Annotated in this window: 28 protein-coding genes; 15 read left to right on the top strand and 13 right to left on the bottom strand. The window is 66.2% G+C overall.

Going from position 1 to position 26,759, the window contains the following annotated elements:
• Window positions 1-249: 249 nt before the first annotated feature.
• The 6 genes from ACFWF1_RS43045 to ACFWF1_RS43020 all read right to left on the bottom strand — a co-directional run bounded on the left by ACFWF1_RS43045 (window position 250) and on the right by ACFWF1_RS43020 (window position 7,631).
• Window positions 250-831, bottom strand: coding sequence for an SMI1/KNR4 family protein (locus ACFWF1_RS43045; RefSeq protein WP_379291352.1), 582 nt, complete (start codon window positions 829-831; stop codon window positions 250-252).
• Between the two features lie 113 nt (window positions 832-944).
• Entirely contained in the window at window positions 945-2,714 is a 1,770-nt protein-coding gene (locus ACFWF1_RS43040; protein ID WP_379291353.1) for an oleate hydratase, read from the bottom strand.
• A 48-nt stretch (window positions 2,715-2,762) separates the two neighbouring features.
• On the bottom strand, window positions 2,763-3,614 hold the full coding sequence (locus tag ACFWF1_RS43035) for a 3-hydroxyacyl-CoA dehydrogenase (protein ID WP_379291354.1): 852 nt from the start codon (window positions 3,612-3,614) through the stop codon (window positions 2,763-2,765).
• A gap of 48 nt (window positions 3,615-3,662) precedes the next feature.
• A complete protein-coding gene (locus tag ACFWF1_RS43030) occupies window positions 3,663-4,298 on the bottom strand; it encodes a TetR/AcrR family transcriptional regulator (RefSeq protein ID WP_379291356.1) in 636 nt (211 codons plus the stop codon).
• A gap of 539 nt (window positions 4,299-4,837) precedes the next feature.
• Window positions 4,838-5,344, bottom strand: coding sequence for a hypothetical protein (locus tag ACFWF1_RS43025; RefSeq protein ID WP_379291358.1), 507 nt, complete (start codon window positions 5,342-5,344; stop codon window positions 4,838-4,840).
• Between the two features lie 4 nt (window positions 5,345-5,348).
• Entirely contained in the window at window positions 5,349-7,631 is a 2,283-nt protein-coding gene (locus tag ACFWF1_RS43020; RefSeq protein WP_379291359.1) for an ATP-binding cassette domain-containing protein, read from the bottom strand.
• 112 nt (window positions 7,632-7,743) lie between these two features.
• Here ACFWF1_RS43020 and ACFWF1_RS43015 point away from each other — a divergent pair, with 112 nt between their 5' ends.
• From ACFWF1_RS43015 to ACFWF1_RS43000, 4 genes are all read left to right on the top strand, one after another.
• Window positions 7,744-8,328 (top strand): class I SAM-dependent methyltransferase, encoded by a 585-nt coding sequence (locus ACFWF1_RS43015; protein ID WP_379291361.1) that lies wholly within the window; start codon window positions 7,744-7,746, stop codon window positions 8,326-8,328.
• Window positions 8,329-8,369: 41 nt separating this feature from the next.
• Window positions 8,370-8,657: a ribbon-helix-helix domain-containing protein gene (locus tag ACFWF1_RS43010; protein ID WP_379291363.1), complete on the top strand. Its 288-nt coding sequence runs from the start codon at window positions 8,370-8,372 to the stop codon at window positions 8,655-8,657.
• Window positions 8,654-9,061 (top strand): hypothetical protein, encoded by a 408-nt coding sequence (locus ACFWF1_RS43005; protein WP_379291365.1) that lies wholly within the window; start codon window positions 8,654-8,656, stop codon window positions 9,059-9,061. The genes ACFWF1_RS43010 and ACFWF1_RS43005 overlap by 4 nt, the downstream gene beginning before the upstream one ends.
• Window positions 9,062-9,246: 185 nt before the next feature.
• Window positions 9,247-9,729 (top strand): GNAT family N-acetyltransferase, encoded by a 483-nt coding sequence (locus ACFWF1_RS43000; RefSeq protein WP_379291366.1) that lies wholly within the window; start codon window positions 9,247-9,249, stop codon window positions 9,727-9,729.
• A gap of 47 nt (window positions 9,730-9,776) precedes the next feature.
• Here ACFWF1_RS43000 and ACFWF1_RS42995 read toward each other — a convergent pair whose 3' ends face one another.
• Window positions 9,777-11,105 carry an MFS transporter gene (locus tag ACFWF1_RS42995; RefSeq protein WP_379291368.1) on the bottom strand — a complete coding sequence of 443 codons (1,329 nt, stop codon included), beginning with the start codon at window positions 11,103-11,105 and terminating at the stop codon, window positions 9,777-9,779.
• 151 nt (window positions 11,106-11,256) lie between these two features.
• The gene (locus ACFWF1_RS42990; RefSeq protein WP_379291370.1) at window positions 11,257-12,141 is read right to left on the bottom strand and encodes an LLM class F420-dependent oxidoreductase; all 885 of its coding nucleotides are present in this window, start codon (window positions 12,139-12,141) and stop codon (window positions 11,257-11,259) included.
• 141 nt (window positions 12,142-12,282) lie between these two features.
• Between ACFWF1_RS42990 and ACFWF1_RS42985 the strand changes: the two genes are divergently transcribed.
• The 3 genes from ACFWF1_RS42985 (at window position 12,283) to ACFWF1_RS42975 (ending at window position 14,731) form a co-directional block, all read left to right on the top strand.
• Complete coding sequence (locus tag ACFWF1_RS42985; protein ID WP_379291371.1) at window positions 12,283-12,591, top strand: nuclear transport factor 2 family protein; 309 nt, start codon at window positions 12,283-12,285, stop codon at window positions 12,589-12,591.
• 318 nt (window positions 12,592-12,909) lie between these two features.
• Window positions 12,910-14,052, top strand: a complete 1,143-nt coding sequence (locus tag ACFWF1_RS42980) for an alkaline phosphatase family protein (RefSeq protein ID WP_379291373.1) — start codon at window positions 12,910-12,912, stop codon at window positions 14,050-14,052.
• 355 nt (window positions 14,053-14,407) lie between these two features.
• Window positions 14,408-14,731, top strand: a complete 324-nt coding sequence (locus tag ACFWF1_RS42975) for a hypothetical protein (RefSeq protein WP_379291375.1) — start codon at window positions 14,408-14,410, stop codon at window positions 14,729-14,731.
• 460 nt (window positions 14,732-15,191) lie between these two features.
• Here ACFWF1_RS42975 and ACFWF1_RS42970 read toward each other — a convergent pair whose 3' ends face one another.
• The gene (locus tag ACFWF1_RS42970) at window positions 15,192-15,614 is read right to left on the bottom strand and encodes an MmcQ/YjbR family DNA-binding protein (RefSeq protein WP_379291377.1); all 423 of its coding nucleotides are present in this window, start codon (window positions 15,612-15,614) and stop codon (window positions 15,192-15,194) included.
• A 633-nt stretch (window positions 15,615-16,247) separates the two neighbouring features.
• Here ACFWF1_RS42970 and ACFWF1_RS42965 point away from each other — a divergent pair.
• The 3 genes from ACFWF1_RS42965 (at window position 16,248) to ACFWF1_RS42955 (ending at window position 19,552) form a co-directional block, all read left to right on the top strand.
• Window positions 16,248-17,480, top strand: coding sequence for a transcriptional regulator (locus ACFWF1_RS42965; protein ID WP_379322283.1), 1,233 nt, complete (start codon window positions 16,248-16,250; stop codon window positions 17,478-17,480).
• Between the two features lie 156 nt (window positions 17,481-17,636).
• Entirely contained in the window at window positions 17,637-19,154 is a 1,518-nt protein-coding gene (locus tag ACFWF1_RS42960) for an aldehyde dehydrogenase family protein (RefSeq protein ID WP_379291379.1), read from the top strand.
• Window positions 19,154-19,552, top strand: a complete 399-nt coding sequence (locus tag ACFWF1_RS42955) for a DUF779 domain-containing protein (RefSeq protein ID WP_379291380.1) — start codon at window positions 19,154-19,156, stop codon at window positions 19,550-19,552. The genes ACFWF1_RS42960 and ACFWF1_RS42955 overlap by 1 nt, the downstream gene beginning before the upstream one ends.
• A 167-nt stretch (window positions 19,553-19,719) precedes the next feature.
• On the opposite strand, the gene ACFWF1_RS42950 is transcribed toward ACFWF1_RS42955, so the two are convergent.
• Window positions 19,720-21,273: a succinic semialdehyde dehydrogenase gene (locus ACFWF1_RS42950; RefSeq protein ID WP_379291381.1), complete on the bottom strand. Its 1,554-nt coding sequence runs from the start codon at window positions 21,271-21,273 to the stop codon at window positions 19,720-19,722.
• A gap of 254 nt (window positions 21,274-21,527) precedes the next feature.
• Between ACFWF1_RS42950 and ACFWF1_RS42945 the strand changes: the two genes are divergently transcribed.
• The 5 genes from ACFWF1_RS42945 (at window position 21,528) to ACFWF1_RS42925 (ending at window position 25,525) form a co-directional block, all read left to right on the top strand.
• Window positions 21,528-23,876, top strand: a complete 2,349-nt coding sequence (locus tag ACFWF1_RS42945; protein ID WP_379291383.1) for a nitrate- and nitrite sensing domain-containing protein — start codon at window positions 21,528-21,530, stop codon at window positions 23,874-23,876.
• Window positions 23,877-23,878: 2 nt separating this feature from the next.
• Window positions 23,879-24,304: a roadblock/LC7 domain-containing protein gene (locus ACFWF1_RS42940; RefSeq protein ID WP_379291384.1), complete on the top strand. Its 426-nt coding sequence runs from the start codon at window positions 23,879-23,881 to the stop codon at window positions 24,302-24,304.
• Window positions 24,301-24,675: a DUF742 domain-containing protein gene (locus tag ACFWF1_RS42935; protein WP_379322282.1), complete on the top strand. Its 375-nt coding sequence runs from the start codon at window positions 24,301-24,303 to the stop codon at window positions 24,673-24,675. The genes ACFWF1_RS42940 and ACFWF1_RS42935 overlap by 4 nt, the downstream gene beginning before the upstream one ends.
• A complete protein-coding gene (locus tag ACFWF1_RS42930; RefSeq protein ID WP_357388804.1) occupies window positions 24,656-25,255 on the top strand; it encodes an ATP/GTP-binding protein in 600 nt (199 codons plus the stop codon). Before ACFWF1_RS42935 ends, ACFWF1_RS42930 begins: the two co-directional genes overlap by 20 nt.
• Before the next feature lie 63 nt (window positions 25,256-25,318).
• A complete protein-coding gene (locus ACFWF1_RS42925; protein WP_379292229.1) occupies window positions 25,319-25,525 on the top strand; it encodes a hypothetical protein in 207 nt (68 codons plus the stop codon).
• Between the two features lie 2 nt (window positions 25,526-25,527).
• Here the strand turns inward: ACFWF1_RS42925 and ACFWF1_RS42920 are convergent, their stop codons facing one another.
• The 3 genes from ACFWF1_RS42920 to ACFWF1_RS42910 are packed head-to-tail and all read right to left on the bottom strand — an operon-like array spanning window position 25,528 to window position 26,613.
• Entirely contained in the window at window positions 25,528-25,695 is a 168-nt protein-coding gene (locus ACFWF1_RS42920) for a hypothetical protein (protein ID WP_379292230.1), read from the bottom strand.
• Window positions 25,692-26,186 (bottom strand): hypothetical protein, encoded by a 495-nt coding sequence (locus ACFWF1_RS42915; protein WP_379292231.1) that lies wholly within the window; start codon window positions 26,184-26,186, stop codon window positions 25,692-25,694. The genes ACFWF1_RS42920 and ACFWF1_RS42915 overlap by 4 nt, the downstream gene beginning before the upstream one ends.
• Window positions 26,187-26,217: 31 nt before the next feature.
• Window positions 26,218-26,613 carry an NUDIX domain-containing protein gene (locus ACFWF1_RS42910; RefSeq protein ID WP_379292232.1) on the bottom strand — a complete coding sequence of 132 codons (396 nt, stop codon included), beginning with the start codon at window positions 26,611-26,613 and terminating at the stop codon, window positions 26,218-26,220.
• Between the last annotated feature and the right edge of the window lie 146 nt (window positions 26,614-26,759).

The raw sequence follows: 26,759 nt of genomic DNA, 5'->3' as shown, positions 1-26,759 counted from the left end.
CTGAAGGACAGGCAGGCATCGCCGATCGTCGGCAAGTGGTCTGCCGCGTCGGTGCCCTGACTGCTCTGATCGGATGACGCTGCTGCGGATCACGCCGCTCCAGCGCGTGGCTGGGTCATCCGAAGGCCCATCGTCGCCAAAACCGGCGCCGCGGACGCTTCCACAGGTCCGATCGAGAGCCATTGCAACCGCTACATCGTCGGCGAGACATCGGTGACCAGCAACCCGTCCAGTTCCGCGGACGCTGACCTACTGGTCGGGCTCGACGGCACTTTTCCACAGGCTTGCGATCAGTACGGCGAAGTTGTCGTACCGCTCGGGATCGTCTCCGTCGCCTGGCCACCACTCGTAGGCGGTCCATTCTCCGTCGGCCGCGACGTCGGCGGCGTGCAACAGCAGATACTGACCGCTGCCGCCGTCGTCGTTCGACACCAGCAGGCACCGCTCGAGCAGGGGGAAGAGCTTGTCGAAGCTCGTCCCGGACCACGCCGCCATCAGTTCGGGTTCCAGGGCGGGAAACCAGCCGATCTCGTCCGCGGTGAGCAGGTCGACGGCGTAGGAGATCGTATTCCAGCCGTTACTGGTCAGCAGGAAGTTCCGGTAGGTCGGCGGGAGTCGTACGCCGAGCCGCTGCTCGGCGGCCAGGATCTCGTCCTCACTCGCCGGTTCGTAGCCGAGCCACCCGGCGCTGCGCTGGGCCGCACTGAGGAATTGGTCCGCGCGGCCATCCTCGGTCATGTCGCGCATGAACGCTGAGTCCGGAAACTCGGAGCTGTAGCTCCGCAGGAATCCGTGCCACTCCGTGGCGGTCGACGGCGGGACAATATTCATGCCTGAATTCCTCCTGCGATGCGTGGCACAACGTGTTGACCCTAACGCGTGCGGCCGCTCGCTCCACAACGAAACAGGCTCGGCCCCAACGGGACCGAGCCTGCTCGACAGTGCTACTTCTTGTCTCCCACCAACCCGTACTCCTCGAGCATGACACCGATCTCGGTCGACTCCAGCTTGCTCATCAACTTGTTGCGCACCAGATTCGGCCCTGGAATACGCACCTCGTCGCCGTCGCGTAGTCGGCTCGTCGCCGCCAGCAGCTTGCGCACGTCATAGGTCGAATTGAAGACCTCCGGGACGCCGCGTTCGATGCCGAGCAGCTGATAGGTCGCCTCCATCGCGGTGCGGACCGAGTATTCGGTGGTGAAGATGCAGTCGCGGGTGCTTTCGGCGAACTGTCCGATGAACGCGAAGTTCACCGACCCGGCCGGCACCACATCCGGACGGTCACCGGCTTGGCGTGGCATGAAGAACGCCGTCACGTACGGCATCATCACCGGCACACATTTGGCCGAATTCGCGGCCAGCTCAGCGATTTCGTCCTCCGGCACACCCATGTGGTACAGCCATTCCTGGGTGATCTCCTCGCCGGTGCAGGCACTCATCGGCTTCTTGACATAGTCGCCGGGCACATCCACGAACAGCGAATACACCCACACCACGATCTGATCCTCGGGCTGCTGCTTGAAATGCGGCTGCCGATTCACCGTCCAGCTCATCAACCAGCTCGAGTCCCGCACGGTGACGATGCCGCCGGTCACCACCTTGCCGCTGAACGGATCACGCTTACAGATCTTCTGGATATAGCCCGGGATCCGCTCGTCCAGCGTGGTGACCGTCGCCGACTCCCATTTGGTCTGCTCGATATGCCCACCGAACACGTCCGGATGCCCGAACGACGGGTCCTTCGCCGCGATCCGCCGCCACAGGTCCCACGCCGGCGCCGGACCGTCGAGCAACTTCGCCGGCGTGTGGTGATCGCCGTCGTCGGAATTCTCGGTGAGCGAGCCGATCGTGGTGAAAACCAGATCATGCGCACCCAGATCGACACTGCCCTCGCTGCCATCGGCCACCCAGTGCAGCTTCGTGGCCTGCTTACGGTCGCCGATCAGGTCGAAGTCGATATCGGTGATCTCGGTATCGAACCGGAAACTCACGCCCTGATCGAGCAGCCACCGATACAACGGCAGCACCAGCGACTCGTACTGGTTGTACTTGGTGAACTTCAACGCCGAGAAATCCGGCAGCCCGCCGATGTGATGAATGAAGCGGTGCAGATACAACTTCATCTCCAGCGCACTGTGCCACTCCTCGAACGCGAACATCGTCCGCCAGTACATCCAGAAGTTGCTCTGCAAGAAGTCCTCGCCGAAGACCTCGTCGATCCGCTTGTTCTCCATCTCCTCCGGTGTCGCGAGGAAGACCTTGATCATGTCCTTCTGCGCCTTGTTGCTCAGCGTGAACAAACCGTCGGTGTGCGCGTCCTGACCGCGTTTCTCGGTCGCGCGCTGCAACGAGGAGTTCGGGTCGTCCTTGTTCAGCCAATAGAACTCGTCCAGCACACTGGCCCCGTCGATCTCCATCGAAGGCACCGACCGGAACAGATCCCACAGGCATTCGAAATGGTTCTCCATCTCGCGCCCGCCCCGGATCACGAAACCCTTCTTCGGTTCCTTGATGCCGTCGAGCGCGCCACCGGGCAGCTTCAACCGCTCGAACACGGTGATCTTGTCCCCGGACATCTGACCGTCGCGGATCAGGAACGCCGCACCCGAGAGCGAGGCCAGACCCGCCCCGACGAACCACGCCGTCTTGTCCTCGACACCGTCGGGCTTGCGTGGCCGGGCGAACGCCTCATAGTTGCCGCTGCTGTAATACATGTGACTCCTCTCCTGGTACTGGTTCGGAATGCCTTGCCGCACCGGCGATTACGAGTACTTGTAGAAACCTTCACCGCTGGACACGCCGAGCTTGCCCTGGTCGATGTAGTTGTCCTTGAGCCACGCGGCGAGCTTCTTACCGTTCTCGTCGCTGTTGACCAGGATGTTGTAGGGGGTGTTGAGGCCGATGACGTCGATCATCTGGAACGGGCCGAACGGGGCGCCGGTCGCGGTCCGCCAGGTCTTGTCGACCGCCTCCGGATCGGCATAACCGCCGGCACTGAGCCCCATCGCTGCGTTCAGCAGCGGCACCAGCAGCGAGTTGACCACGTAACCGGCCTTCTCCTTGTGCAATTCGATCGGGACCATGCCGATCGCGGCGGCGAATTCGGCGACCGCGTGGAACACCTCGGGGTCGGTGTCCTTGGTGCCCATCACCTCGGCGGTGTTGTAGCGCCACACGTCGTTGGCGAAATGCAGTGCGAGGAAACGGTCCGGGCGGCCGGTGGAATCCTTGAGATCGCTGGGCAGCAGGGTGGAGGAATTGGTGGCGAAGATCGTGCGCTGCGGGGCCAGTTCGCTCAGCTTCTGATAGGTGTCCTGCTTGATCTTCAAGACCTCGGGCACCGCCTCGATGACGAGGTCGGCGTCCTTGACCGCTTCAGCGAGATCGGTGGTCAATGCGATGGTGTCGGCGGCCTTTTCGGCTTTGCCGTCACCCGCGCCGTCGACCTCGTCCTGGTAGATCGAGACCAGTTTGGTGAATCGATCGTGTGCCGCTTTCAGTGCGTCGTCGTTGATGTCGTAGGCCGTGACCTCGAAGCCGCTGAACGCAGTCTGGAATGCGATCTGCGAACCGAGGACCCCGGTGCCGAGGACGGTCACCTTACGGATGCTCATGATGTTCTCCTTCCTGCCGGAGGCGAGGTTCGCCCCTCGACGGTCCACTCACTCGATCGAGGCGAAAAACCCCGCCACGATCTGGGCTATCTGGTCGCGCAGATCGCCGGTCGCGTCGCGACCCGGATGCGCGCCGGTCGATGGCCGGGCCAGGATCAGATGCAGCACAGCGAACACACTGCGGCCCGCCAGCAATGCCCGGGCGAACAGCTCTTTGCCGCTGCCGGGCACCGCCGCGGTGAGCCGCTCGGCGATCATCGTCTCCAGGCGCGCGACCTCGGCGAGCCCTTCGGCGCGGTACTGCTCGGTGGGTGCACCGAACAACAACTCCCGCTGATACGCCACCGTGTTCTCCACGCGCCGGTCGGCGGCTTCGAGAATCGGGCGCGTCATCGCCAGGACCGCTCGCGCCGGATCGGTTTCGGATCGCGCCGCCCGCTCGCCCTGTTCGAGGGCCGCCCGGAACTCCGCGTTGTACACCATCAACAGCAGCTCACCCTTGGACGCCGCATACCGGAACAACGTCCCGGCCGCCACATCCGCACGCTCGGAAATCTCCTGCGTGGTCACGCTGCCGAACCCACGCTCGGCGAACAACGCCGCCGCGGCCTCGAAGATGCGCGACAGCTTGTCCTGCTTGTTACGCATCCGCCGCCCACCCTGCACCGCATCTGCTGTGGTCATCCTCGCGGCACCTCCAATTAATGAGTGGACTCATTTCTGAGCGTACTCCAAGTTACCCAAGAGGCAACCCCTAGCCTCCAGCCGAAGTACCCACTCCCCACCCGATCACCGCCCACCGACACAGCAGAATCCGCACTCTCTCTCGGGAGGCGCACTCGAATAGGGCCCTAGAGCCAGTGCCGATCCCGAGAGACAGTGCGGATTCTGGCGAGGACGGCTGGATCGGCGCGCGAGGGCTCCGCGGGGCAGCTCGCGTGACGCGCATGCGCACTTGTTGTCTGGCCGCGCACGAATTCGCTGGCGATTTCGTGCGCGGCGGGAGAATGCGTGCGCGCGAGCCGGTGGTGCGGTCGCTCCAGTGCGCGGGGCTCGCCGACAGGGCCCACACGACGCGGCGGACACCCGAATTTGGCTGCGGGCAGCCGGATATGACAAGCGTTCCGCCACGCCCACTACAGAATCCGCACTCTCTCTCGGGACACGCACTTGAAATAGGGCCCTAGAGTCAGTGCGGATCCCGAGAGAGAGTGCGGAATCGATCAGCGCGGCAACGGGTGGCCTTGTACCGCAACGGTTGTGGTGTTGCGGCCGTAGCGCACGCGGACGGTCGCTGTGGTCACTCCGTGTTCCAGGTCGGTGAGCAGCGTGGTCAGACCGGCTGGGTTCAGATCGGTTGCCCGGGTGAAGCGCACAGCGCCTGTGGAGCTGATATCGACCTTGCCGAGGCGGTCGGCGTAACCCAGAGCAAAGGGCCTGCCGTTGTGCTCGGCCGAGATATACAGGCTCAGATAGTTCTTCTGGAGTGCGAGGCCGGCGATCGGCCACGTCACGGTGGCGGGTGAGCGTTGTACTGCGTATTCGAAGCTGCCATAACCGATCAGGGTCATTGCCATTCCGGGCTTTCCGGCCTCGGTGCCGGCGACGAACCATCGTGACAAGGTCGGGGCCGCCGCGCGGATCGACTCGTCGATTCGGCGTAGATCCGCTTCGCGGGCAGGGTCGAATTCGAAGTACTCGTCTATCGAGGCGGCGGCCACTCGAAACATCGTGCTACGCCGCCTTGTACTTACGCAGGTACTCGCCCGTCAGTGAGATCGGGTCTGTGAGCAGGGCGGCGGGGGTGCCGGTGAAGACGATTTCGCCGCCTGCTTTGCCGCCGTCGGGGCCCAGGTCGATGACCCAGTCGGAGTGGGCGACCACGTCGAGGTTGTGTTCGATGACGATGACGGTGTTGCCGCGTTCGACCAGGCCGTCGAGCAGGGCGAGCAGGGTGTCGACGTCGGACATGTGCAGGCCGGTGGTCGGTTCGTCGAGGACGTAGACCGAGCCGGTGTTGCCGAGTTGGGTGGCTAGTTTGATGCGTTGACGTTCACCGCCGGACAGGGTGCTCATGGCTTGGCCGAGGCTCAGGTAGTTCAGGCCGACCTCGTTCATGGTGCGCAACTTGGCATTCAGTGCTTTCTCCGGGAAGAACACCAGCGCCTCCTCGGCGGTCAGCTCCAGCACGTCGGCGATCGACTTGTCGCGCAAGGTGAGTGCGAGCACGTCGTCGGAGAAGCGGCGGCCGTCGCAGGCGTCGCAGTGCGTGGTGACCGGGTCCATGTAGGCGATCTCGGTGATGATCACCCCGCGCCCCTCGCACTGCTTGCACGCACCGGCGGAGTTGAAGCTGAACAGACCCGGCGACTCGCCAGTGGCTTTGGCGAACAGTTTGCGGATCGGATCCATCAGACCGAGATAGGTCGCCGGAGTGGACCGCGAGGAGGCGGCGATGGCGGACTGGTCGACGAAGATCGCCTCGGGATGTTCGACCACGAACACATCCCGGATCAGGCTGCTCTTGCCCGACCCGGCGACCCCGGTGATCGAGGTGAGGACGCCGGTGGGAATCGCGACGGTCACGTCCTTGAGGTTGTGCACGCCGGCATGCTCGATCAGCAACTCGCCCGTGCCCGCGCGGAAGGTGTCTTTCACCGTGAACGGACGACGCAGCCCGGCGCCGGTCGGGGTGTCGGCGGCCCGCAGCTCGGCGAAGCTGCCCTCGAACACCACCTGCCCGCCGTGCAGTCCGGCGCGCGGGCCGACATCGACGATGTGGTCGGCGATCTGGATGACATCGGGATCGTGCTCGACCACCAGCACCGTATTCCCCTTGTCCCGCAACGCCTTCAGCAGATCGTTCAACCGGCCCACATCGCGCGGATGCAACCCGACGCTCGGTTCGTCGAAAATGTAGGTCATCCCGATCAACGTGCTCGACAAATGCTTGATCATCTTCAACCGCTGTCCCTCACCACCGGACAGCGTCGATGTGGGACGATCCAGGCTCAAATATCCCAGCCCGATATCGGCCACCCGCTGCAGCGAGGTGCGGATCGCGCCCGCCAATCCCGTCGCGGCCGGATCGGTGATCTCCTCGAGCACCACCATCAGATCGGTGATCTGCAACCCGGCCCAGTCGGCGATCGTGCGGTCGTTGATCTTCGTGGCCAGCGCCGCCGCATTGAGCCGGGCGCCATGACAGGTCGGGCAGATCCCCTCGGTCAGGAACTGACGCATCTGCTCGCGGGTCTTCTCGCTCAACGTGGAGGTGTCGCGCTGCAGCCGGGTGCGGGTGAACTTGGCGGCGATGCCCTCGTAGCTGGCCTTCCAGGTGCCCTTGGCGAAGGTCAACTCCACCTTGCCGCCGGTGCCGTACAGCAGATCCGCGAACTCCTCGGCCGTGTACTCGCTCAGCTTCTTGTCCGGATCGAAGCGCCCCGAATTGCCGTACATCTGCCATTCGCCGCCGCCGACACCGTAGCCGGGCAACAGGATCGCGCCCTCGTTGAGCGACTTGGTCCGATCGAGCAGCCGGTCCGGATCGGCGCGCACCGTGATGCCGAGCCCGTCGCAGTCCGGGCACATGCCCTGGGGCACATTGAACGAGTAGTTGTAGACGAAACCGGCCGAGGGCGCACCGAATCGGGCGAACATCGCCCGCACCATCGAGAAGATGTCGGTCATCGTGCCGACCGTCGAGCGCGGCCCGCCACCCACCGGCTGCTGATCGATGATCACCGGCGCGGTCAGATTCTCCATCGCCTCGGCATGCGGACGCTCGTAGCGCGGCAGGAAGTTCAGGATGAACGCCGGAAACGTCGCATACAGCTGACGCTGCGACTCCACCGCGATCGTGTCGAACACGATCGAGGACTTACCCGAACCGGACACCCCGGTGAACACCGTGATCTTGTTCTTGGGAATCTCCAGCGAGACGTCGCGCAGGTTGTGCTCACTGGCACCGAGGACTCGGATGACGTCGGCGGAAACGGTGGATTCGGCGAAAGGCATACCGACACCATGCCATCGACCACCGACATTTTGTGCGGTGAAATGTGATGCGGATCACAGATATTCGTCGGTCTTCGAGCTCTGGTTCCGCACCCGTCCGTACTCTCGTGGCGTGCGCGACGATCCCTACTGGAACCACAACACCCAGTACCACCCCTGGCTGCTCGCTCAGATCCCCGGCACTGCCCGCACCGTCCTCGACATCGGTTGCGGCGACGGCCTTCTCGCCACCAAGTTCGGTCGACGAGGCTTGACCGTGCGCGGCGTCGACCTCGACCCCGCCATCCTCGACACGGCAACGCCCACACCGAATGTCACCTTCGAACACGGCGACTTCCTCGACCTCCCAGGAACTTTCGACCTCGTCACCAGCGTCGCGACCCTGCACCACGTCCCGCTGCGCGACGGCCTCACCGCGCTACGCCGACTCGTCGCGCCCGGCGGCACCCTCGCCGTCGTCGGCCTGTGGAAGTTCGACCCCCGCACCGACTACCCGTACCTGGCGCTGCTCCCGGCGATCATCGCGATCGACACCCTGCACCGGCCCAAGCTCGGCGGCCCCGACATGCGATTGCGCGATCCCGAGACCACCTTCCCCGAGATCCGCACCGCTGCCGCGGAGATCCTGCCCGGCGCGCACCTACGCCGCCGCCCACTCCTGCGCTACACCCTGCTCTGGCACAAGCCCGCCGAGTGACCCCCTCGCAAGCGAAACCCCGCCGCGATACAGTCGTGGGTATGCCGTCGTCTCGGGAGCAGAAAACACGGAAAGTCACCGTCACGCTGCCCGAAGAACTTCTGGCCATGCTCGAGACCTGGCGCGCGGGCGGCCACATCGAATCGGTGTCGGCGTTCGTCTCCGAGGCCGTGCAGGCGCGGATCAACCGCGCGCAGTCACTGGCCAAACTCGAGCAAGTCCTCGGCGGCCGCCCACCGCTGGACCTGATCAACCGGGCGCGCGCCGTGCAGGGCCTACCGCCGTTATCAGAGGAAGAGGCAGGCGGCCCACACGCCGGCGCCGCGTGATCACCGCGGCACTGGGCGGTGTCGTGTTCGACACCGCCGCCGTCATCGGGTTCGCCAACCAGGCCAACTACGCCCAAGCCGTGGTCTGGGCCACCGTCAACGCGGGCAACACCATCGTCGTGCCCGCCACCGTCCTCGGCGTCGCCCGCGCCCACATCGCCACCGACCGCCTCGACATTCTCGCCGCACTATTGGAGTTGCCCCACACCATCGTCCCGCCCTTCGACCGCGCCGCCGCCGACCGCCTCGGCCTCGCCCTCGCAGGCACCGCCAACGCCGAAGCCCTACTCCCCGCCGGCCACGCCACCCACGAAGCCATCGCCCGCGACTGGCCCTGCCTGACCGCCCGCCCCAAAAAACTCCGCCAACTCGACCCCCGCGTGATCATCGACCCACTGCCCTGACGATTCCCGAGGGTCCGGCGAGCACAGCACACCCATATGCGTGAGTTATGTTGCGGCGAAACGGTTTACATCGAGCTCGGCAGATTACCGCGCCGACACCACCGAACACGCTCGACCTCCCGCAGACGACATCGAACGCGATCGCTCTGCGAGAACCACCTACGAACGGAGGCCTGGTAGTCCCGATGAGTCGGCCAATAGAGAGTGTCGTTCTCAGAGCAGCGGGCCCACCCGACGCGACGGCGCTCGCCCGAATTCAGCGTGACGCAGAGCTGGCCGCCTTTTCCCACATCTTCCCGCCGGACCGGTATCCGTATCCGTTCGAGGCAGTGGTCGCCGAGTGGGACCAGGCCCGCACCGACGCGCGAATCATCACCGCTGAGAGCGCCGGACGGATCATCGGTGTCGTGGCGGCAAATCCAGGACACCTCCGGTCGCTGTATGTCAGCCCGCCACACTGGGGCACCGGCATCGCACAGTTGCTGCACGACAACGCGATCGACGCCGAGACGAACACGGACCAGTGGCAGTTGTGGGTCCTGAAGGACAACAACCGCGCCCGCCGATTCTACGAACGACAGGGTTGGCACGCGGACGGCCGCACCAAACCCCTCGACTATCCACCCCACCCCACCCTGCTCGGCTACCAGCTCACCGTCAGCACCTGAAACCATCACCGAAACCGCTCGCTTGCACACCTATTCAACCTCGGGCGCTACCCCTTCGACCTCGGGTGTGTGATCCGAGTTGGGTAATCGACCGTCGCAGCGGACGCCGCCGGATTCTCACCTGGCACGAAAGACACGCCGCGGCGAGACACGCGCATCCGTAAACGGCGGGCGCGAACCATGATCCAGCCGACCACGACCGCTGCGCACGCGGATACGACGCCGCAGGTCAGCAGCCCGATTCGCGGGCCCCACTCTTCGGTGACCCAGCCGATGATCGGTGCGCCGATCGGAGTTCCGCCGATGAAGACGATCATGTGCAGCGACATCACCCGTCCCCGCATCGTCGGTTCGGTAGCCAACTGAATCGTGGCATTGCTCGACGTGAGGAAGGTGAGCCCGAGCAGACCCACCACTGTCAGCATCGCCGCGAACAGCCAGTACTGCGGCGCGAACGCCGTCACGGCCTCGAGCACACCGAAGCCGAAGGCGGTACCGACCAGCAGACGCATCCGCACTCGCGGCCGCCGCGAGGCCAGCAACGCCCCCACCAACGCCCCCACCGCCAGCGCCGTATTGAGTAGCCCGTAGCGCCCGGCGCCGATATGGAAGACCTGATATGCGAAACCCGACAGCACGGTCGGGAAGTTGTATCCGAAGGTGCAGACGAACCCCACCAGCACGAGCGGCCCGATCAGCTCCGGACGAGCGGCGACATAGCGCAAACCCTCGCGCAACTGTCCCTTGTCGCGCGACAACCGCGGCACCGGCCGCAGCTGTGCGGGCCGCATCAACAGCAACCCGCCGACCACCGCCGCGAAAGAGGCGGCGTTGATCGCGAACGCCCACCCAGTACCGACCGCCGCGATGACCGCACCGGCCACCGCCGGACCGGTCATCGACGCGGTCTCGAAGTTCACCGCGTTGAGGCTGACCGCATTGCGCAACTGTTCTTGGCCCACCATCTCCGCGACGAACGTCTGCCGAGTGGGACTGTCCACCACCGTGACCAGCCCGAGCAGCATAGCCAGCAGGTAGACATGCCAAACCTGCACCGACCCGGTGAGTGTCAGGATCGCAAGCGCGGCGGCAAGGGCACCCATCGAGCTCTGGGTGAGCATTAGTAACCGTCGCTTACTCAAACGGTCCGCGATCACCCCGCCGTAGAGGCCGAACAGCAGGACCGGCAAGAACTGCACGGCGATGGTGACCCCGACGGCGAAGGAACTGCCGGTGAGGCTGAGTACCAACCAATCCTGAGCGATGCGCTGCATCCAGGTCCCGGTATTGGAGACCACTTGTCCAGCGAAGTAGTAGCGATAGTTGCGGACGGCGAGTGAGGCGAACATGCCGTTCGCGCGGCGGAATAGTCGCATTCCGGCGGCTTCGGGTCCGCAGAACTCCTCGGTGTTCGGCCTGGAATGGCGGTTACCGGCCCAAAAGCGTACGCAGGCAAGGTGACGCCGTCTCCCCGCCCTTGTATTGCGCACCACCCACCCCCGAGTTGGCTGAGAAGATCGGTAGAGCTCAGCGCAGCAGTTCGATCACCGGCGCGAATTGCTCCATGCTGTGCTCCAGGACGGTGATGTAGCTGAAACCGTAGCGGTCGCGGTGGGCGCGCACTCGGTCGGCGATCTCCTCGGGTGTGCCGATCAGCAGGGTCGGCAGGTCCTCTGGGGTGTCGGCTACATCGTCGGGCAGTGCGGGGCCGAATAATTCGAGTACCGCGGTGCGTTCTTCCGGTGGTACCACCCGCTGGATGAGGATGTTGAACTCGACGCGGTCGGCGCGGCTGCCCAGGAGGTCGCGGACATAGGCGACCTTTTCGCTGGTTTCGCCGAGCCCGGCCAGATGCAGCGGGCCACCGTTCTCGGTCGCCGACGCGCCGGGGAACGCGATGATGTCGGCGTGTTCGGCGGCCAAGCGCAACGAGCGGTTACCCCAGCCCGCGATCAACAGCGGCGGCCCCGACGGCTGGACCGGGCGCGGCTGATACTCCGGATCGGAGAACAGGGTACGCAACGTGGAGACCGTGTGTTCCAGATGCGCGACCCGCTTCGCGCCACTCTCGAAAGGGATTCCCGCGGCCTCGAATTCGGCCTGCACGTAGCCCGAACCCAGACCGATCTCCACCCGCCCGTCGGTGAGCTGATCGGCACCGGCGATATCGCGGGCCAGCAGCACCGGATTGTAGAACGGCGCGTTGAGCACGAAGGTGGTCAACCGCACCCGTTCGGTCGCCGCCGCGGCCAGGATCATCGATGGAAACGGTGCCGGGCAGCCCAGGTGATCGGCCACTCCGATCACGTCGAAACCCAGTTCCTCAGCCCTGCGGCACTTTTGGGTCCAGTCGCTCCTGGAGTCCGGAGTCACCATGTTGACACCGAACCGGAATGCACGCTGCGCGGTCACGAGTCCCTGTTTACCAGCAGGCGGCGCGCGGCAACAGCACAGCCATCCCGGCGCGGGCCCGCGTTCTGCCCTACAGTGGACGCCAGAGATTTGCTGAACTACTGCTGATGCTCCGCCACCTGATCCGAGAGAGGTAACCAGATGACTGAGCTAGATCCCGTGGTGCAGGAATTCGTCGACGCCCTCAACGCCAACGACCAGGACCGGCTCTTCGCCGCGCTCACCGACGACGCGACCATGTCCGACGACGGCGTGGAACGCAATGTCGCCCAGTGGACCGACTCGGAGGTCTTCGGCAGCAACGGGCACATGAACGTCGAGACCATCGACGACGGCGGCACCGAACTCGTCGCCGACTACACCAATTCCCGCTGGGGTTCGATGCGCACCAGCTGGCGGTTCACCGTGCGCGACGGCAAAGTCGCCCGCTTCGAGACCGGCCAGGCCTGAACCGGGGCCTCAGTGCCGGCCGAACGAGGCACGCCATAGTCAGGCCCCGTCGACCTGCGCGCGTGCGGAGCTCACGGTCGTCCGCCAGTCGAGATCCTTCGTGACGCTGTCCGGGATGGGTGGGCAGGTCGAAGAGTTCGATCGGTGCGCCCGTCGACTCATGGCATCGTGGAGTTGGACATGCTTCCCCTGCGGAGGTCATGGCCCCTGCGTCGCCGGGTGGTCGATCGTCCGGGCGAGGGGTCCAGCCGCGTCGCTGCCACCCGGTCGAGCTTATGAGGTTGCCTGTGTCGCACCGATCTTGAGAGTCTGAGCCTCGTGTTCGACGCGCCCCGCTACGGTACGGGTTCCCTGGCTGAGGTATTTCCCTCCGTGCTCGCCGGATTCGGTGTGCCCGGCGAGACCGATCGGCTCGGACTCGGGATTACCGCTGACCGGGTCTGTGTGCTGCTCGTCGACGGACTCGGCGCGCACGCACTGGCCGCGAATCCCGGTGCGGCACCGTTCCTATCAGGCCTGACCTCGGCGACGCTGACCGCCGGATTTCCCAGCACCACCGCCACCAGCCTCAGCTCCCTCGGCGTCGGCGTCCCGCCCGGTGAGCACGGCATCGTCGGTTATTTGCTGCGGGTCCCCGGACAGGACCGCCTCATCAACACCCTGCGCTGGAGCGCGCACGGCGAAGGGCGCTCCGTCGATCTGCGTAACGAGGTGGTTCCCGAGCAATTCCAGCCCACCGCAACGGTATTCGAGCGCGCCGCGGCCCACGGCATCACCGTCACCCAGGTCGCGCCGAGCTACCAGAACGGTTCCGGGCTCACCCGCGCGTCGCTGCGCGGCTGCGACTTCCGCGACAGCTTCTCCGTCGGCGACCTCATCGACGGCATCGGCCGCGCCCTGCGCACCGGCAACCGCTCGCTGGTCTACGCCTACCACGCCGACCTCGACACCACCGGACACGCACGCGGACCGTCCTCGGACGCCTGGCTCCTGGAGCTGGCCCACGTCGACCGCCTCGCCGCCGAGATCGCCGAACGGTTGCCGCCCGGTGCCGTGCTGCTCGTCACTGCCGACCACGGCATGGTCGAACTCGACGAACGGATCGACTTCGACCACCACCCGCAGCTGCGCGAGGGCGTCGGCCAACTCGGCGGGGAACCCCGTGCGCGCCATGTCTATACCGAACCCGGCGCCACCGACGACGTCACCGCGGCCTGGCGCGAAATCCTCGGCGCCGACTTCGCGGTGCTGCCTCGCGCCGAGGTGATCGCCCGCGGCTGGTTCGGCCCCACCGTCGCCCCGCACATCGCCGACCGCATCGGCGACCTCGTCGTCGCCGCCCGCAACGCCCACGGCATCATCCGCAGCGCCGCCGAACCCGTCCAATCGATGATGATCGGCCACCACGGCTCCCTCACCCCCGCCGAACTCGACATCCCCCTGTGCACCTTCCGTTCCTGAGAACTGGACGCACGATCACCGGGAATTGGTGCTGGCATCGCGCGAGGCCAACAGCACCAGTTCCCCTTGATCATGGTCGGCCGCCCTCGATCGCGGCGCGCCCACGATCACCGAGGCACGCGCATGTACACCACGACGCATCCCCGCTCAGGAGGATCGGCACTCTCTCTCGGGATCCGCACTCGGTACGGGCGCCTAGAGTCGGTGCAGATCCCGATAAAAGGTGCGGCTGTTGGCGACGAGCGGGTGGAGGGCGACCCGCCGGACACGGGCCGAGCGCCAGGGGCGCGGGGGGCTCTAGGCTGGACGGCGATCGACGCGGATCGCCGCGCGACGAAGCATTCAGGAGGAGCACATGAACGCCACGCTGTCACGGACCGGACGGACCGGCCTCGGGATCGCGGCGGTCGCCCTGATGCTCGCCGGGTGCACCGACGTCCAGCGCGCCCTCAACCGCGGCGGTGACACCCCCTGCAGCGAGTACGTCAAGCAGAACCAGGACGACAAGCGCATGACGATCACCAAGTTCGTCAAGCAGCAGACCAACGACGACCACGAACCCGCAGGCACCGTCGTCGACGCCACCATGGTGTCGGTCGACGTGCTGTGCGGCGGCCAGCGCAACGCCGAGACCCCGATCAAGAACGCCGACGTCGCAGGCATTTTCATCAACAAGTGACCCCGACTGGCAGTCGATGCAACATTGCGTCGACTGCCAGCAATTCGTTCCGCCGAACGCGTGAACCGTCCGACATACCCGCGACGTGTCACCGCATACGCGTGTGGGTCGTCCGCAGACGTGCGACGCGCATCCGCGACGTGTCACCGCACCATCATTCGACCGACTGCGCGCCAATCTGATTCGCAAGTCGCCGACGGCAGGTGCGCGACCGTCCCCCATCGCCGCAGCAACCGCACATCTCACTCGGCAGGTGCGCTGCAACCCCGTCGGTTGCCGCAGCGAACCTGGCCACCCGCGCATCCCGAACCGCCTCGGACCAACTCGCCCAGCGCGGGCCCGCCCCACATTGCCGCGGCGACCGCGCATCTCGCATGGAGGACGCCCGGCACCGAGCACGCCGTCCGTTTCCGCAGCGGACCCGGCCGGCCACGCGTCCACCACATCTGCCGCATGTCAGTCACTCGGCCGACTGCGCCGCCAACCAGTCGGCGGCCCGCTTGCGGGAGGCACGGGACAACCACGCGTCCTGCACTACCTCGGACAACTCCGCGAGGGTGAGTTCCCCGATCCGGCTGCCCCGCACCAACACCGACGGATGACCGTCGAAATGCTCGGTCGTGAAGAACGGCGAATCCGGATCCTGCACCAACGCCTGCTTATCCGACTCCGACGGCACCCACAACACGATCACATCGCTGTAGCGCTCACCGGTGTCGGCGTCGAACGCATCCGGCCGCGCATTCCTAAAGAATACGAACGACTTCCCGCCCACCTGATACACCGGATTACCGGCAGGCCCGTCGACCCGCGTCACATGCGGCATCCCCAACGCCAATGCATGCACATCGCCGACCCGAGCCCGCCGCGAACCGGTAGCCATCCCAGCAGCATAACGGCGGCACAGGCCGCGGAGGGTAGGCCGCCGCCGTGAGTGGCCGATACGTCTCGCGCTAGCCCATAACGAGGCGCGATGAACAGTCTGCACACCGTCGAACCAGCAACCAGGGCCGCAGTGGCGAGATCGCGTCCATCGATCTTGGTTGCCAGTGGACAGGCAGATGCGAGAACGCAGCGACTGCAAGGGCGCACGTGGCAGCAGGGCTGTGTTCGACCGCGCCACACTGCTATACACCGGCGGGAACCGTTGACCTTCGCCGCCAACGATACGAACGCGGCTGGTCGATAGTTGATCGCGCGGCAGTTTGCGAGCCTTCGCGCCGCCGTGGTGGAACCTGCGAAACAGGGACGGGCCGCTCGCCAATGACGCGCCAAAGATGCGGCACCACGGAAAGCGCACTCGGCGGTGCCGCACCCCGGGGCAGCAATATGCGCGCACTACGCTGTGCCGCACTCGGGTCCACAACGGACCGCGCGGATCCATACCGAACACGCACCCCGCCACGCCGAGCCGACACGGATCTATCACATGGGGACCGTTCGGTTTGCTGCCAAACTCTCGCGCGCCTGTCGTGCGTACGCCAGAATGAGAGAGCGAATGTGAGCTCACACGACGATGGGGTTCCCCGAAGTGGCACAGTTCCGCACCCTGACCCAGCAGCGAGCCGAGCTGGCGAAGGAATGGGAGCGCTGGGCTACAGCTCCGAATACCGCGACACCACCGGCCCGAACGACGTTGCTGCGCACCGACGTCGCGCAATCCTGGCAGCGGTCGCTGCACACCGTCGACCCGGCCGTCACCGAAGCACCCGGCCTCGACGACATCAGCGACACCTGGTCGCAATCGCCGCTGCGCACCCCGATCACCGAACTGTCCACCGACCTGCGCGGCATCACCGAGGACGCAGGCTACCTCGCCGTGGTCACCGACGACGCGGGCACCATCCTGTGGTCGTGCGGCGACCGCACCCTGCGTAGGCAAGCCGAGAACGTGAACTTCGCCCCGGGCGGCTGCTGGGACGAAACCCACATGGGCACCAACGGATTATCGCTGGCCCTGCACGACGACCGCCCCTGCTCGGTGTTCTCCGCCGAACACCTGGTCGCCGCCCTGCACGGCTGGGTCTGCTACTCCGCACCGATCCACGCCCCCGACGGCAGGCAGGTCGGTGTGCTCGACCTGTCCAGCTCCTGGGACCGCTCTCACCCCGCCGTCATGACCTCCGTGCGCGCACTCGTCACCGCGGTCGAGACCATGCTGCGCGCCGCCGCCCCCGCACCGACCCCGGGCGTGCGACTCGAATGTCTGGGCACCGCACGGCTGTTGCGTGACGGCCGCCCGGTCCCGCTGCCGCCACGTCAACTCGAGATCCTCGCCCTGCTGGCCCTGGAACCCGACGGCTTCACCCCTGAACAACTCCACGCCGCCGTCTACGGTGACCGTGCCGTGTCCACCAGCACCCTCAAAGCCGATGTCTCGCACCTGCGTCGCGCTACCGGCGGTGAGATCACCAACCGCCGCTACCTGCTGACCGGCCCGGTCTCCTGCGATGCGGTGGACCTGCTGGCCGCCGTCGCGGCGGGTGACACCACCTCGGCGGTCTGGCTCTACCGCGGCCCGCTGCTGCCCGGCTCGGACACCCCCGGCGTGGTGCAGTGGCGCTCGTATCTCGATGTCGGCGTACGCAATGCGGTGCTGGCCAGTGACCGAGCCGAACACGCCGTCGCCTTCGGTGAACGCGCACCCGGCGACATCGAGGTCCACGAACACGCCCTGCGCCTGCTGCCCCTCGACGATGTCCGCCGCGCCGTGGTCGCCGCCCGTTTGCACACCGCTCTGCGCGCATAGGATCCGCAGGTCCGAAGGTTGAACCGCACGACCGCTCCTCGCCAGCGCTCGGCTCCGTCGTGCGGTGCCCGCGCGGTGTCCTCGGTTCACCAACCTCACACCAACCTTCACCGTCCATAGTGGCCCTCTCAGAGTAAATCTGTGAGGAGCGAAGCCATGATCTACGCCAGACCGGGGTCCGACTCCGGCATAGTCAGCTACGCCACCCGGTACGACAACTTCATCGACGGCGACTGGGCCGCACCCATCGAAGGCCGCTACTTCGACAACGCCTCCCCGGTGGACGGCGAAACCTTCTGCACGGTAGCCCGTTCCAGCGCCGCCGACATCGACCTGGCCCTGGAGGCCGCGCACGCCGCCGCCGAACGCTGGGCCGCCACCTCCCCCGCCCAGCGCGCCGCGATCCTCAACCAGATCGCCGACCGCATCGAGGCCAACCTCGAACCCTTGGCCGTCGCCGAAACCTGGGACAACGGCAAACCGATCCGCGAAACCCTCGCCGCCGACCTGCCTTTGGCCGTGGACCACTTCCGTTATTTCGCCGCCGCCATCCGCGCCCAGGAGGGCAGTGTCGCCGAAATCGACGGCGACACTGTCGCTTACCACTTCCACGAACCGCTCGGCGTGGTCGGCCAGATCGTCCCGTGGAACTTCCCGATCCTCATGGCGGCGTGGAAGATCGCGCCCGCGCTGGCCGCCGGCAACTGCATCGTGCTCAAACCCGCTGAGCAGACACCGGTCTCGATCCTGCTGGTCGTCGAGTTGATCGCGGACCTGCTGCCGCCCGGAGTGCTCAACGTGGTCAACGGATTCGGTGGCGAGGCCGGAAAACCCTTGGCGTGCAGTCCACGGGTGGCGAAGCTGGCGTTCACCGGGGAGACCACCACCGGACGGCTGATCATGCAGTACGCCAGCGAGAACATCGTCCCGATCAGCCTCGGGCTCGGCGGCAAGAGCCCCAACGTCTTCCTGCCCGATGTCATGGCCGCCGATGACGCGTTCCTGGACAAGGCGATCGAGGGTTTCGTGCTGTTCGCGCTCAACCAGGGCGAGGTCTACACCTGCCCGTCCCGCGCGCTGATCCACTCCTCGATCTACGACGAGTTCCTGGCCCGCTGTGTGGCCCGCACCGAGGCCATCATCGGCGGCGACCCGCTCGACGAGACCACCATGATCGGCGCTCAATCCAGCAACGACCAATACGAGAAGATCCTGTCCTACTTCGATATCGGCAGACAGGAGGGTGCCCGGGTCCTGACCGGCGGGGAGGCCCGCAAGGTCGACGGACTACCCGGCGGCTACTACATCCAGCCCACCATCTTCGAGGGCAGCAACACCATGCGGGTGTTCCAGGAGGAGATCTTCGGACCGGTGGTCTCGGTGACCCGGTTCGACACCGTCGAGGAAGCGGTGCGCATCGCCAACGACACCCTCTACGGTCTCGGCGCCGGCGTATGGACCAGGGACGGCAGCACCGCCTACCGGTTGGGTCGCCGCATCAAAGCGGGCCGGGTGTGGACCAACTGCTATCACACCTATCCCGCGCACGCCGCGTTCGGCGGCTACAAGAAATCCGGCATCGGCCGGGAGAGCCACAAGATGATGCTGGATCACTATCAGCAGACCAAGAACCTGCTGGTCAGTTATTCACCGACGAAACAGGGGTTGTTCTGATGCAGCAATCTCGAACCCACCGGGTCGCCATCACCGAGCGGGCCCGGACGGTGTTGCGGCAGTTGATCGAATGCCACGGCGCGGTGCTGTTCCATCAGTCCGGCGGGGTCTGCGAGGGCAGTTCCCCGATGTGTTTCCCGGTGCGCGAGTTCCGGGTCGGTGGCGCCGATGTGCTGCTCGGTTACCTGCCGTGGCACACCGAATTCTGGATGAGCGCCGAGCAATACGAGGTCTGGAAGCACACCCACATCACCGTGGATGTCGTGAACGGGCGAGGCAGCAGCTTTTCCCTGGAGGCGTCCGACGATGTGCGCTTCCTCATCCGATCGCGGCTGCTCACCGACGAGGAGGTGGCCACCCTCCCACCGCCCCGCACCGGTGCCGATCGGATGACCTAGACCTTCGGAATCTCCGAGCCCGCGCCGTCGAACCGGACGATCGCGCGGCACGGGCGTCGCTTCGTATCCGCCGCGGCCATGTGCGGATCGGAGGACCCCGGCGCTCGTCGGGGAAACCGGCGGCGGTGTCCGTCAGGTGGTGCACGACCGCCTGACGGACACCGGTATCACCTACCGGGCAGGAAACGCAGCGTGCGGGTGACCGTCATCAGGAACCGCTGCCACTTGTCCTGCGAAACCATCGGCGGCGCATCCAGATTCAGGAACCGGGTGACCACCACGGTCTGCGGTTCGGTGAACTTCAGCAACCCGTCCGGACCGTGCCGGCGCCCGACCCCGGAAATGCCCATGCCGCCCATCGGCGCGGCCGTGCTACCCCACGCGGGAGCGTAACCCTCATCGACACACACCGTGCCCGCGTGCAGTTGCGCGGCGATGCGCTCGCCCTCGGACTTGCTCGCGGCCCACACGCTGGCGTTGAGCCCGTACTCGGTGTCGTTGGCCAACCGGATCGCCTCGTCGACGGTGTCGACCGGGTAGATCGAGACCAGCGGGCCGAAGGTTTCGTTGCGCCCGCATTCCATCTCGTCGGTCACGTCGGCGAGCACCGTCGGCTCGAAGAACAGCGGACCCAGATCCGGGCGCGCCTTGCCACCGGCGAGGACCTTGGCGCCCTTGGAGGTGGCGTCGGCGACATGCTTGGTCACCGTTTCGAGCTGCGCCTCGGAGATCAGCGAACCGATATCGGCCGAATAGTCGTAGGTGGCACCGAGTTTCGCGGCCTTGACGGCGGCGACGAACTTGCTGGTGAACTCCTCGGCGATCGACCGCTCGACATAGAGCCGTTCGATCGAGATGCACAGCTGCCCGGCATTGGAGAAGCAGGCGCGCACCGCGGCCTTGGCGACCTTGTCCAGATTCGCGCCCTTGGCCACGATCATCGGATTCTTGCCGCCGAGTTCGGCGGAGAACCCGATCAGCCGCCGCCCGCACTGTTCGGCCAGGGTGCGCCCGGTCGCGGAGGAACCGGTGAACATCAGGTAGTCGCACTGGTCGACGATCGCGGTGCCGACGACGGTGCCCGGGCCCGGCACGACCGCGAGGAGATCGCGCGGCAGCCCTGCGCGGTAGAGCAATTCGGCGTTGGCCAGCGAGGAGAACGGCGTCTGACTGTCCGGCTTGACCACCACGGCATTACCGGCGATCAACGCCGGAATCGAGTCACCGATCGAGAGCAGCATCGGATAGTTCCACGGCGCGACCACCCCGACGACACCCTTGGGCTGGGTGCGCACCGAGGTCCGGTTGAGCACCGGGAACGCGCCCGGAACACTGTGCGGGGCAAGCAGATTCGGGCCGTGCTTGGCGAAATAGCGGGCCGCGAAGATCAGCCCCATGATCTCTTCCTGGGCCGCCCAGCGTGCCTTGCCGGTCTCGGCCTGCACCACATCCATCAGGAACTCGCGGTTCTCCACGATCAACGCCCGATACCGTTCCAGCACCGCGGCCCGATCGGCGGCCGGGCGCGCGGCCCAGCGAGCCTGCGCGGCGCGGGCCTTCTCGAACGCCGCCGCCACATCCTCGACGGTGCCCACGGGCACACTGCCCAGCGCGGTGCCGGTGAACGTCTCTGCGATCGTCTTGCGCGGGCGATCCTCGGGGCGGTCGATCGCGGCCAGCGCGCTCAGACGGTCGAAGACTGCGGCTTCGGGCGCGGGCATCGTTGCCTCCTACGTGTGTGTCGATCGTGTGTGTCGATGCGATCTCATGTAACCGCGAGATACACACAATCTACGCCGGACCGGGCCTTGCCAGAAGCCGCCACCCGTCTCCTCGGCCGCGTTTGTCGCATATTCGGCCGGAATTGTCGCCCCTCCGAACGGCCTCAGCGCCGTCACGGCGGCAAAGTCAATTCCAGTCCCACTCACCGGGACACAACGGCCGAGCGGTCCGTTTTGTGGTTTAGGTTGTGCCGATGTTCAGAGCGAGGCTCGGGGTTCGTACGCGGATTCTGGCAATCGCGCTCATTCCGAGCTTGACTCTGCTTGTAGTCGGCGTGGGCGCAGCGGGGTATCTGGTAGCCGAGGGGACCACGGCCAAGGAATGGGCGGTCCAGAACCAGAACGCCATCCCGCACACCAGAGAACTGATGGAGGCGGTCCAGCAGGAACGCCGCCTGACCCTGGCCCAGCTCGCCGGTGACGAGACCGTGCCCCCGGCGCTGGCCGCCGCGCGCATCCGCCTCGACGGCGCCATGCGCGGACTCATCGAGGCCTCCACCGGCCTGCGCAAGGTCGACGACTCCAAAATCGGTGACGACGTCGCGGGCTTCAACACCCTGCTCAGTCAGATGACCCAGGTGCGGATGGCCACCGACGCCGCCCAGCTGCAACCGTCCGATGCGTACATGTTCTACAACCGGATCCTCGACGTCATCTCCGTCGGCACCGACATCGCCGAACAGTCCGCCCCCGACACCGAGATCGGCGTCGCCATCGCCGACGGCATGCGTTTCCTCAATGCCGCCGAAGCGATGTCGCGCAGCAACGCCCTGGGCGTCATGCTCGCCACCACCAACGGGCCCACGCCGATCCCGATCGAGGAGTTCCTGCGCCAGGTCGGCTTCTACCACAACGAGATCGGCAACCTGTCCGCCGAATTCCCTTCCGGCGCACAGCACGACCGGCTCCAGCAGATCACCGGCAGCAACGCCTGGCAGCAGCTCTCGCAGATGGAAACCGCGCTCGCCCAACGCTATTTCGCCCAGCAGGCCACCGCCGGCACCAGCTCGTCGAACTCCGCGAGCAGTAGTTCGTCGTCGAAGCAGTCGCAACCGGTGCTGCCGCTCTCGACCACCGACTGGCAGAACGCGGCCGCCGAGGTCAACCGCTCGCTGATCGATGTGTGGATCTCGCAGAACCGCCACTCGCAGGAACTGGCCGAGGACAAGGCCAACACCTCCGCCGCCAACTCCCTCTACGCCGGCGGCGGCGTGCTGCTGGTCTCCATCGCCGCGTTCCTGATCGCCCTCGTACTCGCCAACCGAATCATCCGGCGGCTCAAGCGACTACGCAAACAGACCTTCGCCCTGGCCGACGAACGACTACCCGAGACCATGCGCAGGCTCAACGAGGGCGAAACCATCGACCCGGCCGCCGAAGCCCCGGTCCTGGACTTCGGTCACGACGAAATCGGCCAGGTGGCCAAGGCTTTCCAGCACGCGCACGCCGCGGCCATCGGTGCCGCAGTCGCCGAGGCCCGCACCCGCGAAGGCGTGAAGGCCGTGTTCCTCAATATCGCGCACCGCAGCCAGATCGTGGTGCACCGCCAGCTCGAGATCCTCGACGAAGCCGAACAGCGCCAAGAAGATCCGGTCCTCCTGGACACCCTGTTCCGGCTCGATCACCTGGCCACCCGCGAACGCCGCAACGCCGAGAATCTCACCATCCTCGGCGGCGGCCAGCCGGGACGTCAGTGGCGCAACCCCGTTCCGTTGATGGATCTGGTGCGCAGCTCGGTCGGCGAAACCCTGGACTATGCGAGGGTGCGGGTGTCGCGACTGCCGCAGGTGCACGTCGTCGGCACCGTCGTCGCCGACCTCATCCACCTGCTCGCCGAACTCGTCGACAACGCCACCGCGTTCTCCCCGCCGCAATCGCGAGTCGAGGTCAGCGGCAACGTGGTCGGCAAGGGCGTGGTCGCCGAGATCAGCGACCAGGGCATGGGCATGTCCGACTCGGAACTCGCCCGTTTGAACGAGATGTTGCGCACCCCACCGGATTTCGGTGTCGCCGCCCTCTCCGCCGACTCGCGGCTCGGGTTGTTCGTGGTCGCCCAGCTCGCCGTGCGCCACGGGGTCACGGTGCGGCTCTCCGAATCCGACTACGGCGGCATCAAAGCGATCGTGCTCATCCCCTCGGCCCTGATCGTCGCCGAATCCATACCCGCGCCAACACCTTCGGAACTCACCGACCCCGGCCGGCGCAGGCGCCTGGCGGCATCGATGACCAGCGAACCCGCCGAATCCGCGCAACCGGTCACCGGCGCGGTCGCCACCCTGGCCCTCGAATCCCCCGCGCCCTACAGCCCGCGACCCCACATCCCGCCCGCGCCACAACCCGACGGTGACGGCCGCCCCGCCCTGCCGCGCCGCAGCAGGCAAACCAACCTGGCACCACAACTGGCCGAACCCGCACCCGAGCAGTCCGCACCCGCGGCGCCCGCCCGCTCGGCCGAACAAGCACGCGATCTGATGTCCGCCATCGAGAACGGGACCAGGCAGGGCCGACGCTCCGCCGGCATCCCGGACGAACAGGAAGGTTAGGGGTGTCCTCTTCTCCCACAGGTGATCTCAATTGGCTACTCGACGATCTCGTCGACCGGCTGGCCGGGGTGCGCCACGCGGTGGTGCTGTCCACCGACGGACTCTTACTCGGCCGCTCCAGCGCGATGACCCGTGAAGACGCCGAACACTTCGGCGCGATGTCCTCGGCGCTCTACGGACTCGCCCGCAGCGCGGGCAACCGATTCGACGGCGGCGGCGTCCGCCAAGCCGTCATCGAACTCGATCGGGCAGTGCTGTTCGTCACCTCCGCGGGCGACAACGCTTGCCTCGCACTGCAAGCCATCGAGTCCGCGAACCTGGGCATGGTGGCCTACGAGATGAACCTCACCGTCCAACGCGTCGGCAACTACCTGTCCACCACGCCACGGCGCGACCTCGTGGGACAGGGTGAATCGAACCTGCCATGACCCACCCGCGTGAGCCCTGGTTCGACGAAGCGGCAGGCCCGCTGGTCCGCCCGTACGCGGTGACGCGCGGGCGCACCGCGGGCGGCGGTCCCGAACTGGACATGCTCACCTCGGTGGTCGCCGACGAATCGGCGGGCACCTCGCGCCGGATGGAACCCGAATACGCCGATATCCTTCGGCTGTGCCGTGTTTCGCAATCGGTGGCCGAAGTGTCGGCACAGTTGCGTTTACCGCTCGCGGTGACGAAGATCCTCGTCGGCGACCTAATCGGCGACGGGCAACTCATATTTCGTGCTCCCGTCCCGACGGAAGCCGGGCCCGAAGACCTCAACATATTGCGAGCGGTACTGGATGGAATCCGAAAACTTTGACCCCAGCGGCACGCCGCACCTGGCCGCCTCGGTCAAGATCCTCGTCGCCGGCGGGTTCGGTGTCGGCAAAACGACCATGGTGTCGGCGATCAGCGAGGTCGCGCCCCTGCGCACCGAGGAACTGATCACCGAGGTCAGCACCGGCGTCGACGATCTGTCCGGCGTGGAGCAGAAGACAACGACCACGGTCGCCTTGGACTTCGGCAGGCTCACCATCGACAAGGACCTGGTGCTGTACCTGTTCGGTACACCCGGGCAGGACCGCTTCTGGTTCCTCTGGGACGAACTGGCGCGCGGCGCCCTCGGCGCGGTCGTGCTGGCCGACACCCGACGACTCGGCAATTCCTTTGCCGCCGTCGACTTCTTCGAACGGCGGCGACTGCCGTTCATCGTCGGAGTCAACTGCTTCGACGGCGCACCGGTCTACACGATCGACGAGGTGCGCGACGCGCTCGACCTCGATCCCAACACACCGGTGCTGCTGTGTGACGCCCGCGACCGCAACTCGTGTAAGACGGTGCTGACGACACTGGTGGAACACCTCATCGAACGCGTGCAGCGTCCGGCCGTCACCACCTGAACAACCGACAGCCCCGCCACCTCGGGGCTGTCGGTTGTTTCACCGTTCGAAGGGAGTCGGGTTATGCGTATCGAGCGAACCCTTGCCGCCGTGCTCGTTTCGAGTGCGCTGGCGTTATCGGTTGCCGCACCCGCGGTCGCCGAACCCGAGGCCACCCCGGTGGCCTCGACCGTGGACTCCGGAGCCGCCACCTACGCCCGCGAATTCGTGTACTTCCTCGTGTGTTTCCTGAAGGGACAGTTGGTGGGCTCGACATTCCCGCTCTGCTGAACTCACACCTGATCGAGCCAGGCGGGGAACAACAGCGCACCCGCCGCGGACACCAGCATCGTCGCCGCAACGAGCCAGCGCGGTGCCGCGCGCCTGAGCACGGCGCGGGCGAGTCGTACCTGTAGCGCGTCCAGTCCGGCGTGCAACAGCTTCCGCACTGCTGAACTCACGCTTGATCGAGCCAGGCGAGGAACAACGACACTCCCGCCGCGCACGCCAGTACGGTCACCGGAACCGGCCAGCGTGGTGCTGCGCGGCCGAGCACGGCGCGGGTGAGTCGTACCTGTAGCGTGCCCAGTCCGGCGAGCAGCAGCAGCCACACCGGCACCAGGGCGGCACCGATCAGCAGGTGCACCGACCAGGCACCGGCCAAACTGGGGCCACCCCAGGCGTTCTCGTACCCGCTCGTGAGCAGCGGATACAGCGCGCCACGCACCGCACCGAGCACCGCCAGGAACGCGAAGAACCAGGTCACCACCGCGAGCGCGCCACTGAGCAGCGAATGCCACACCGCACGCACTGCCGAATATTTACGCGGAGTGACGGATTCGCCGAGCAACCGCCGAGGCACCCGCAGACGCGGCGGGACCGGGCCGACCGCCAGCGGCAGCGCCCACAGGGCATAGGCCGCCGAACGCAGCCACCCCTGGACCAAACTCATACCGCCGACCGTAGCGCGTTGTGCCTGCGGCTCAACGCAATCGGCCCGCATCCACCAGATCGTCGAACAACAGCTGATCCACCGGCGGCACCAGCGCCCGATCGGCGTAGCTGAACCACGCCATCTCCTCGATCTCGCTGCTCGCGGCTAGCGTGCCGCGATAGTCGGCGGTATAGCAGCTCATCCGCACCACCAGCTCAGGTGTGTGCACCGCCTCGTAGGTACCGACGTGAGCGACCGTCTCGGGCAGCAACGCGACCGTGAGCTCCTCCTCGATCTCCCGGACCAAGGTCTGCAGATCGGTCTCCACACCCTCACGCTTCCCGCCAGGAATGTAGAACACCTCCTTGCCCCGCGGCCGCGCACACAGAATCCGCCCACTCTCGATCCGCACCCAAGCCACCGTATCGATCAGCTGCCCATCCACCCCCGCACCCTAACCACCCGTCGCAGCGGCCGGCCAACTCGACACCAGCGAGGGAGTGTCCGGGAAACGGTGGATTTGATCTTGGTCTGACACGCCGAGCGTTGCTTGGCGGGAAGGATCGATGATGAGCGAAACACTGGATCCTA

Source organism: Nocardia sp. NPDC060255, from assembly GCF_042727395.1.
Lineage (GTDB): Bacteria > Actinomycetota > Actinomycetes > Mycobacteriales > Mycobacteriaceae > Nocardia.
The sequence above is the reverse complement of the archived record's forward strand: the minus strand, read 5'-3'. Positions and strand labels throughout refer to the sequence as shown.

Bases quoted from the DNA above. Each gene is read 5' to 3' on its own strand.
- ACFWF1_RS43045 (WP_379291352.1), bottom strand. From the start codon at position 831: ATGAATATTGTCCCGCCGTCGACCGCCACGGAGTGGCACGGATTCCTG.
- ACFWF1_RS43040 (WP_379291353.1), bottom strand. From the start codon at position 2,714: ATGTATTACAGCAGCGGCAACTATGAGGCGTTCGCCCGGCCACGCAAG.
- ACFWF1_RS43035 (WP_379291354.1), bottom strand. From the start codon at position 3,614: ATGAGCATCCGTAAGGTGACCGTCCTCGGCACCGGGGTCCTCGGTTCG.
- ACFWF1_RS43030 (WP_379291356.1), bottom strand. From the start codon at position 4,298: ATGACCACAGCAGATGCGGTGCAGGGTGGGCGGCGGATGCGTAACAAG.
- ACFWF1_RS43025 (WP_379291358.1), bottom strand. From the start codon at position 5,344: ATGTTTCGAGTGGCCGCCGCCTCGATAGACGAGTACTTCGAATTCGAC.
- ACFWF1_RS43020 (WP_379291359.1), bottom strand. From the start codon at position 7,631: ATGCCTTTCGCCGAATCCACCGTTTCCGCCGACGTCATCCGAGTCCTC.
- ACFWF1_RS43010 (WP_379291363.1), top strand. From the start codon at position 8,370: ATGCCGTCGTCTCGGGAGCAGAAAACACGGAAAGTCACCGTCACGCTG.
- ACFWF1_RS43000 (WP_379291366.1), top strand. From the start codon at position 9,247: ATGAGTCGGCCAATAGAGAGTGTCGTTCTCAGAGCAGCGGGCCCACCC.
- ACFWF1_RS42995 (WP_379291368.1), bottom strand. From the start codon at position 11,105: ATGCGACTATTCCGCCGCGCGAACGGCATGTTCGCCTCACTCGCCGTC.
- ACFWF1_RS42985 (WP_379291371.1), top strand. From the start codon at position 12,283: ATGACTGAGCTAGATCCCGTGGTGCAGGAATTCGTCGACGCCCTCAAC.
- ACFWF1_RS42975 (WP_379291375.1), top strand. From the start codon at position 14,408: ATGAACGCCACGCTGTCACGGACCGGACGGACCGGCCTCGGGATCGCG.
- ACFWF1_RS42970 (WP_379291377.1), bottom strand. From the start codon at position 15,614: ATGGCTACCGGTTCGCGGCGGGCTCGGGTCGGCGATGTGCATGCATTG.
- ACFWF1_RS42965 (WP_379322283.1), top strand. From the start codon at position 16,248: ATGGGGTTCCCCGAAGTGGCACAGTTCCGCACCCTGACCCAGCAGCGA.
- ACFWF1_RS42960 (WP_379291379.1), top strand. From the start codon at position 17,637: ATGATCTACGCCAGACCGGGGTCCGACTCCGGCATAGTCAGCTACGCC.
- ACFWF1_RS42955 (WP_379291380.1), top strand. From the start codon at position 19,154: ATGCAGCAATCTCGAACCCACCGGGTCGCCATCACCGAGCGGGCCCGG.
- ACFWF1_RS42950 (WP_379291381.1), bottom strand. From the start codon at position 21,273: ATGCCCGCGCCCGAAGCCGCAGTCTTCGACCGTCTGAGCGCGCTGGCC.
- ACFWF1_RS42945 (WP_379291383.1), top strand. From the start codon at position 21,528: ATGTTCAGAGCGAGGCTCGGGGTTCGTACGCGGATTCTGGCAATCGCG.
- ACFWF1_RS42935 (WP_379322282.1), top strand. From the start codon at position 24,301: ATGACCCACCCGCGTGAGCCCTGGTTCGACGAAGCGGCAGGCCCGCTG.
- ACFWF1_RS42930 (WP_357388804.1), top strand. From the start codon at position 24,656: ATGGAATCCGAAAACTTTGACCCCAGCGGCACGCCGCACCTGGCCGCC.
- ACFWF1_RS42925 (WP_379292229.1), top strand. From the start codon at position 25,319: ATGCGTATCGAGCGAACCCTTGCCGCCGTGCTCGTTTCGAGTGCGCTG.
- ACFWF1_RS42915 (WP_379292231.1), bottom strand. From the start codon at position 26,186: ATGAGTTTGGTCCAGGGGTGGCTGCGTTCGGCGGCCTATGCCCTGTGG.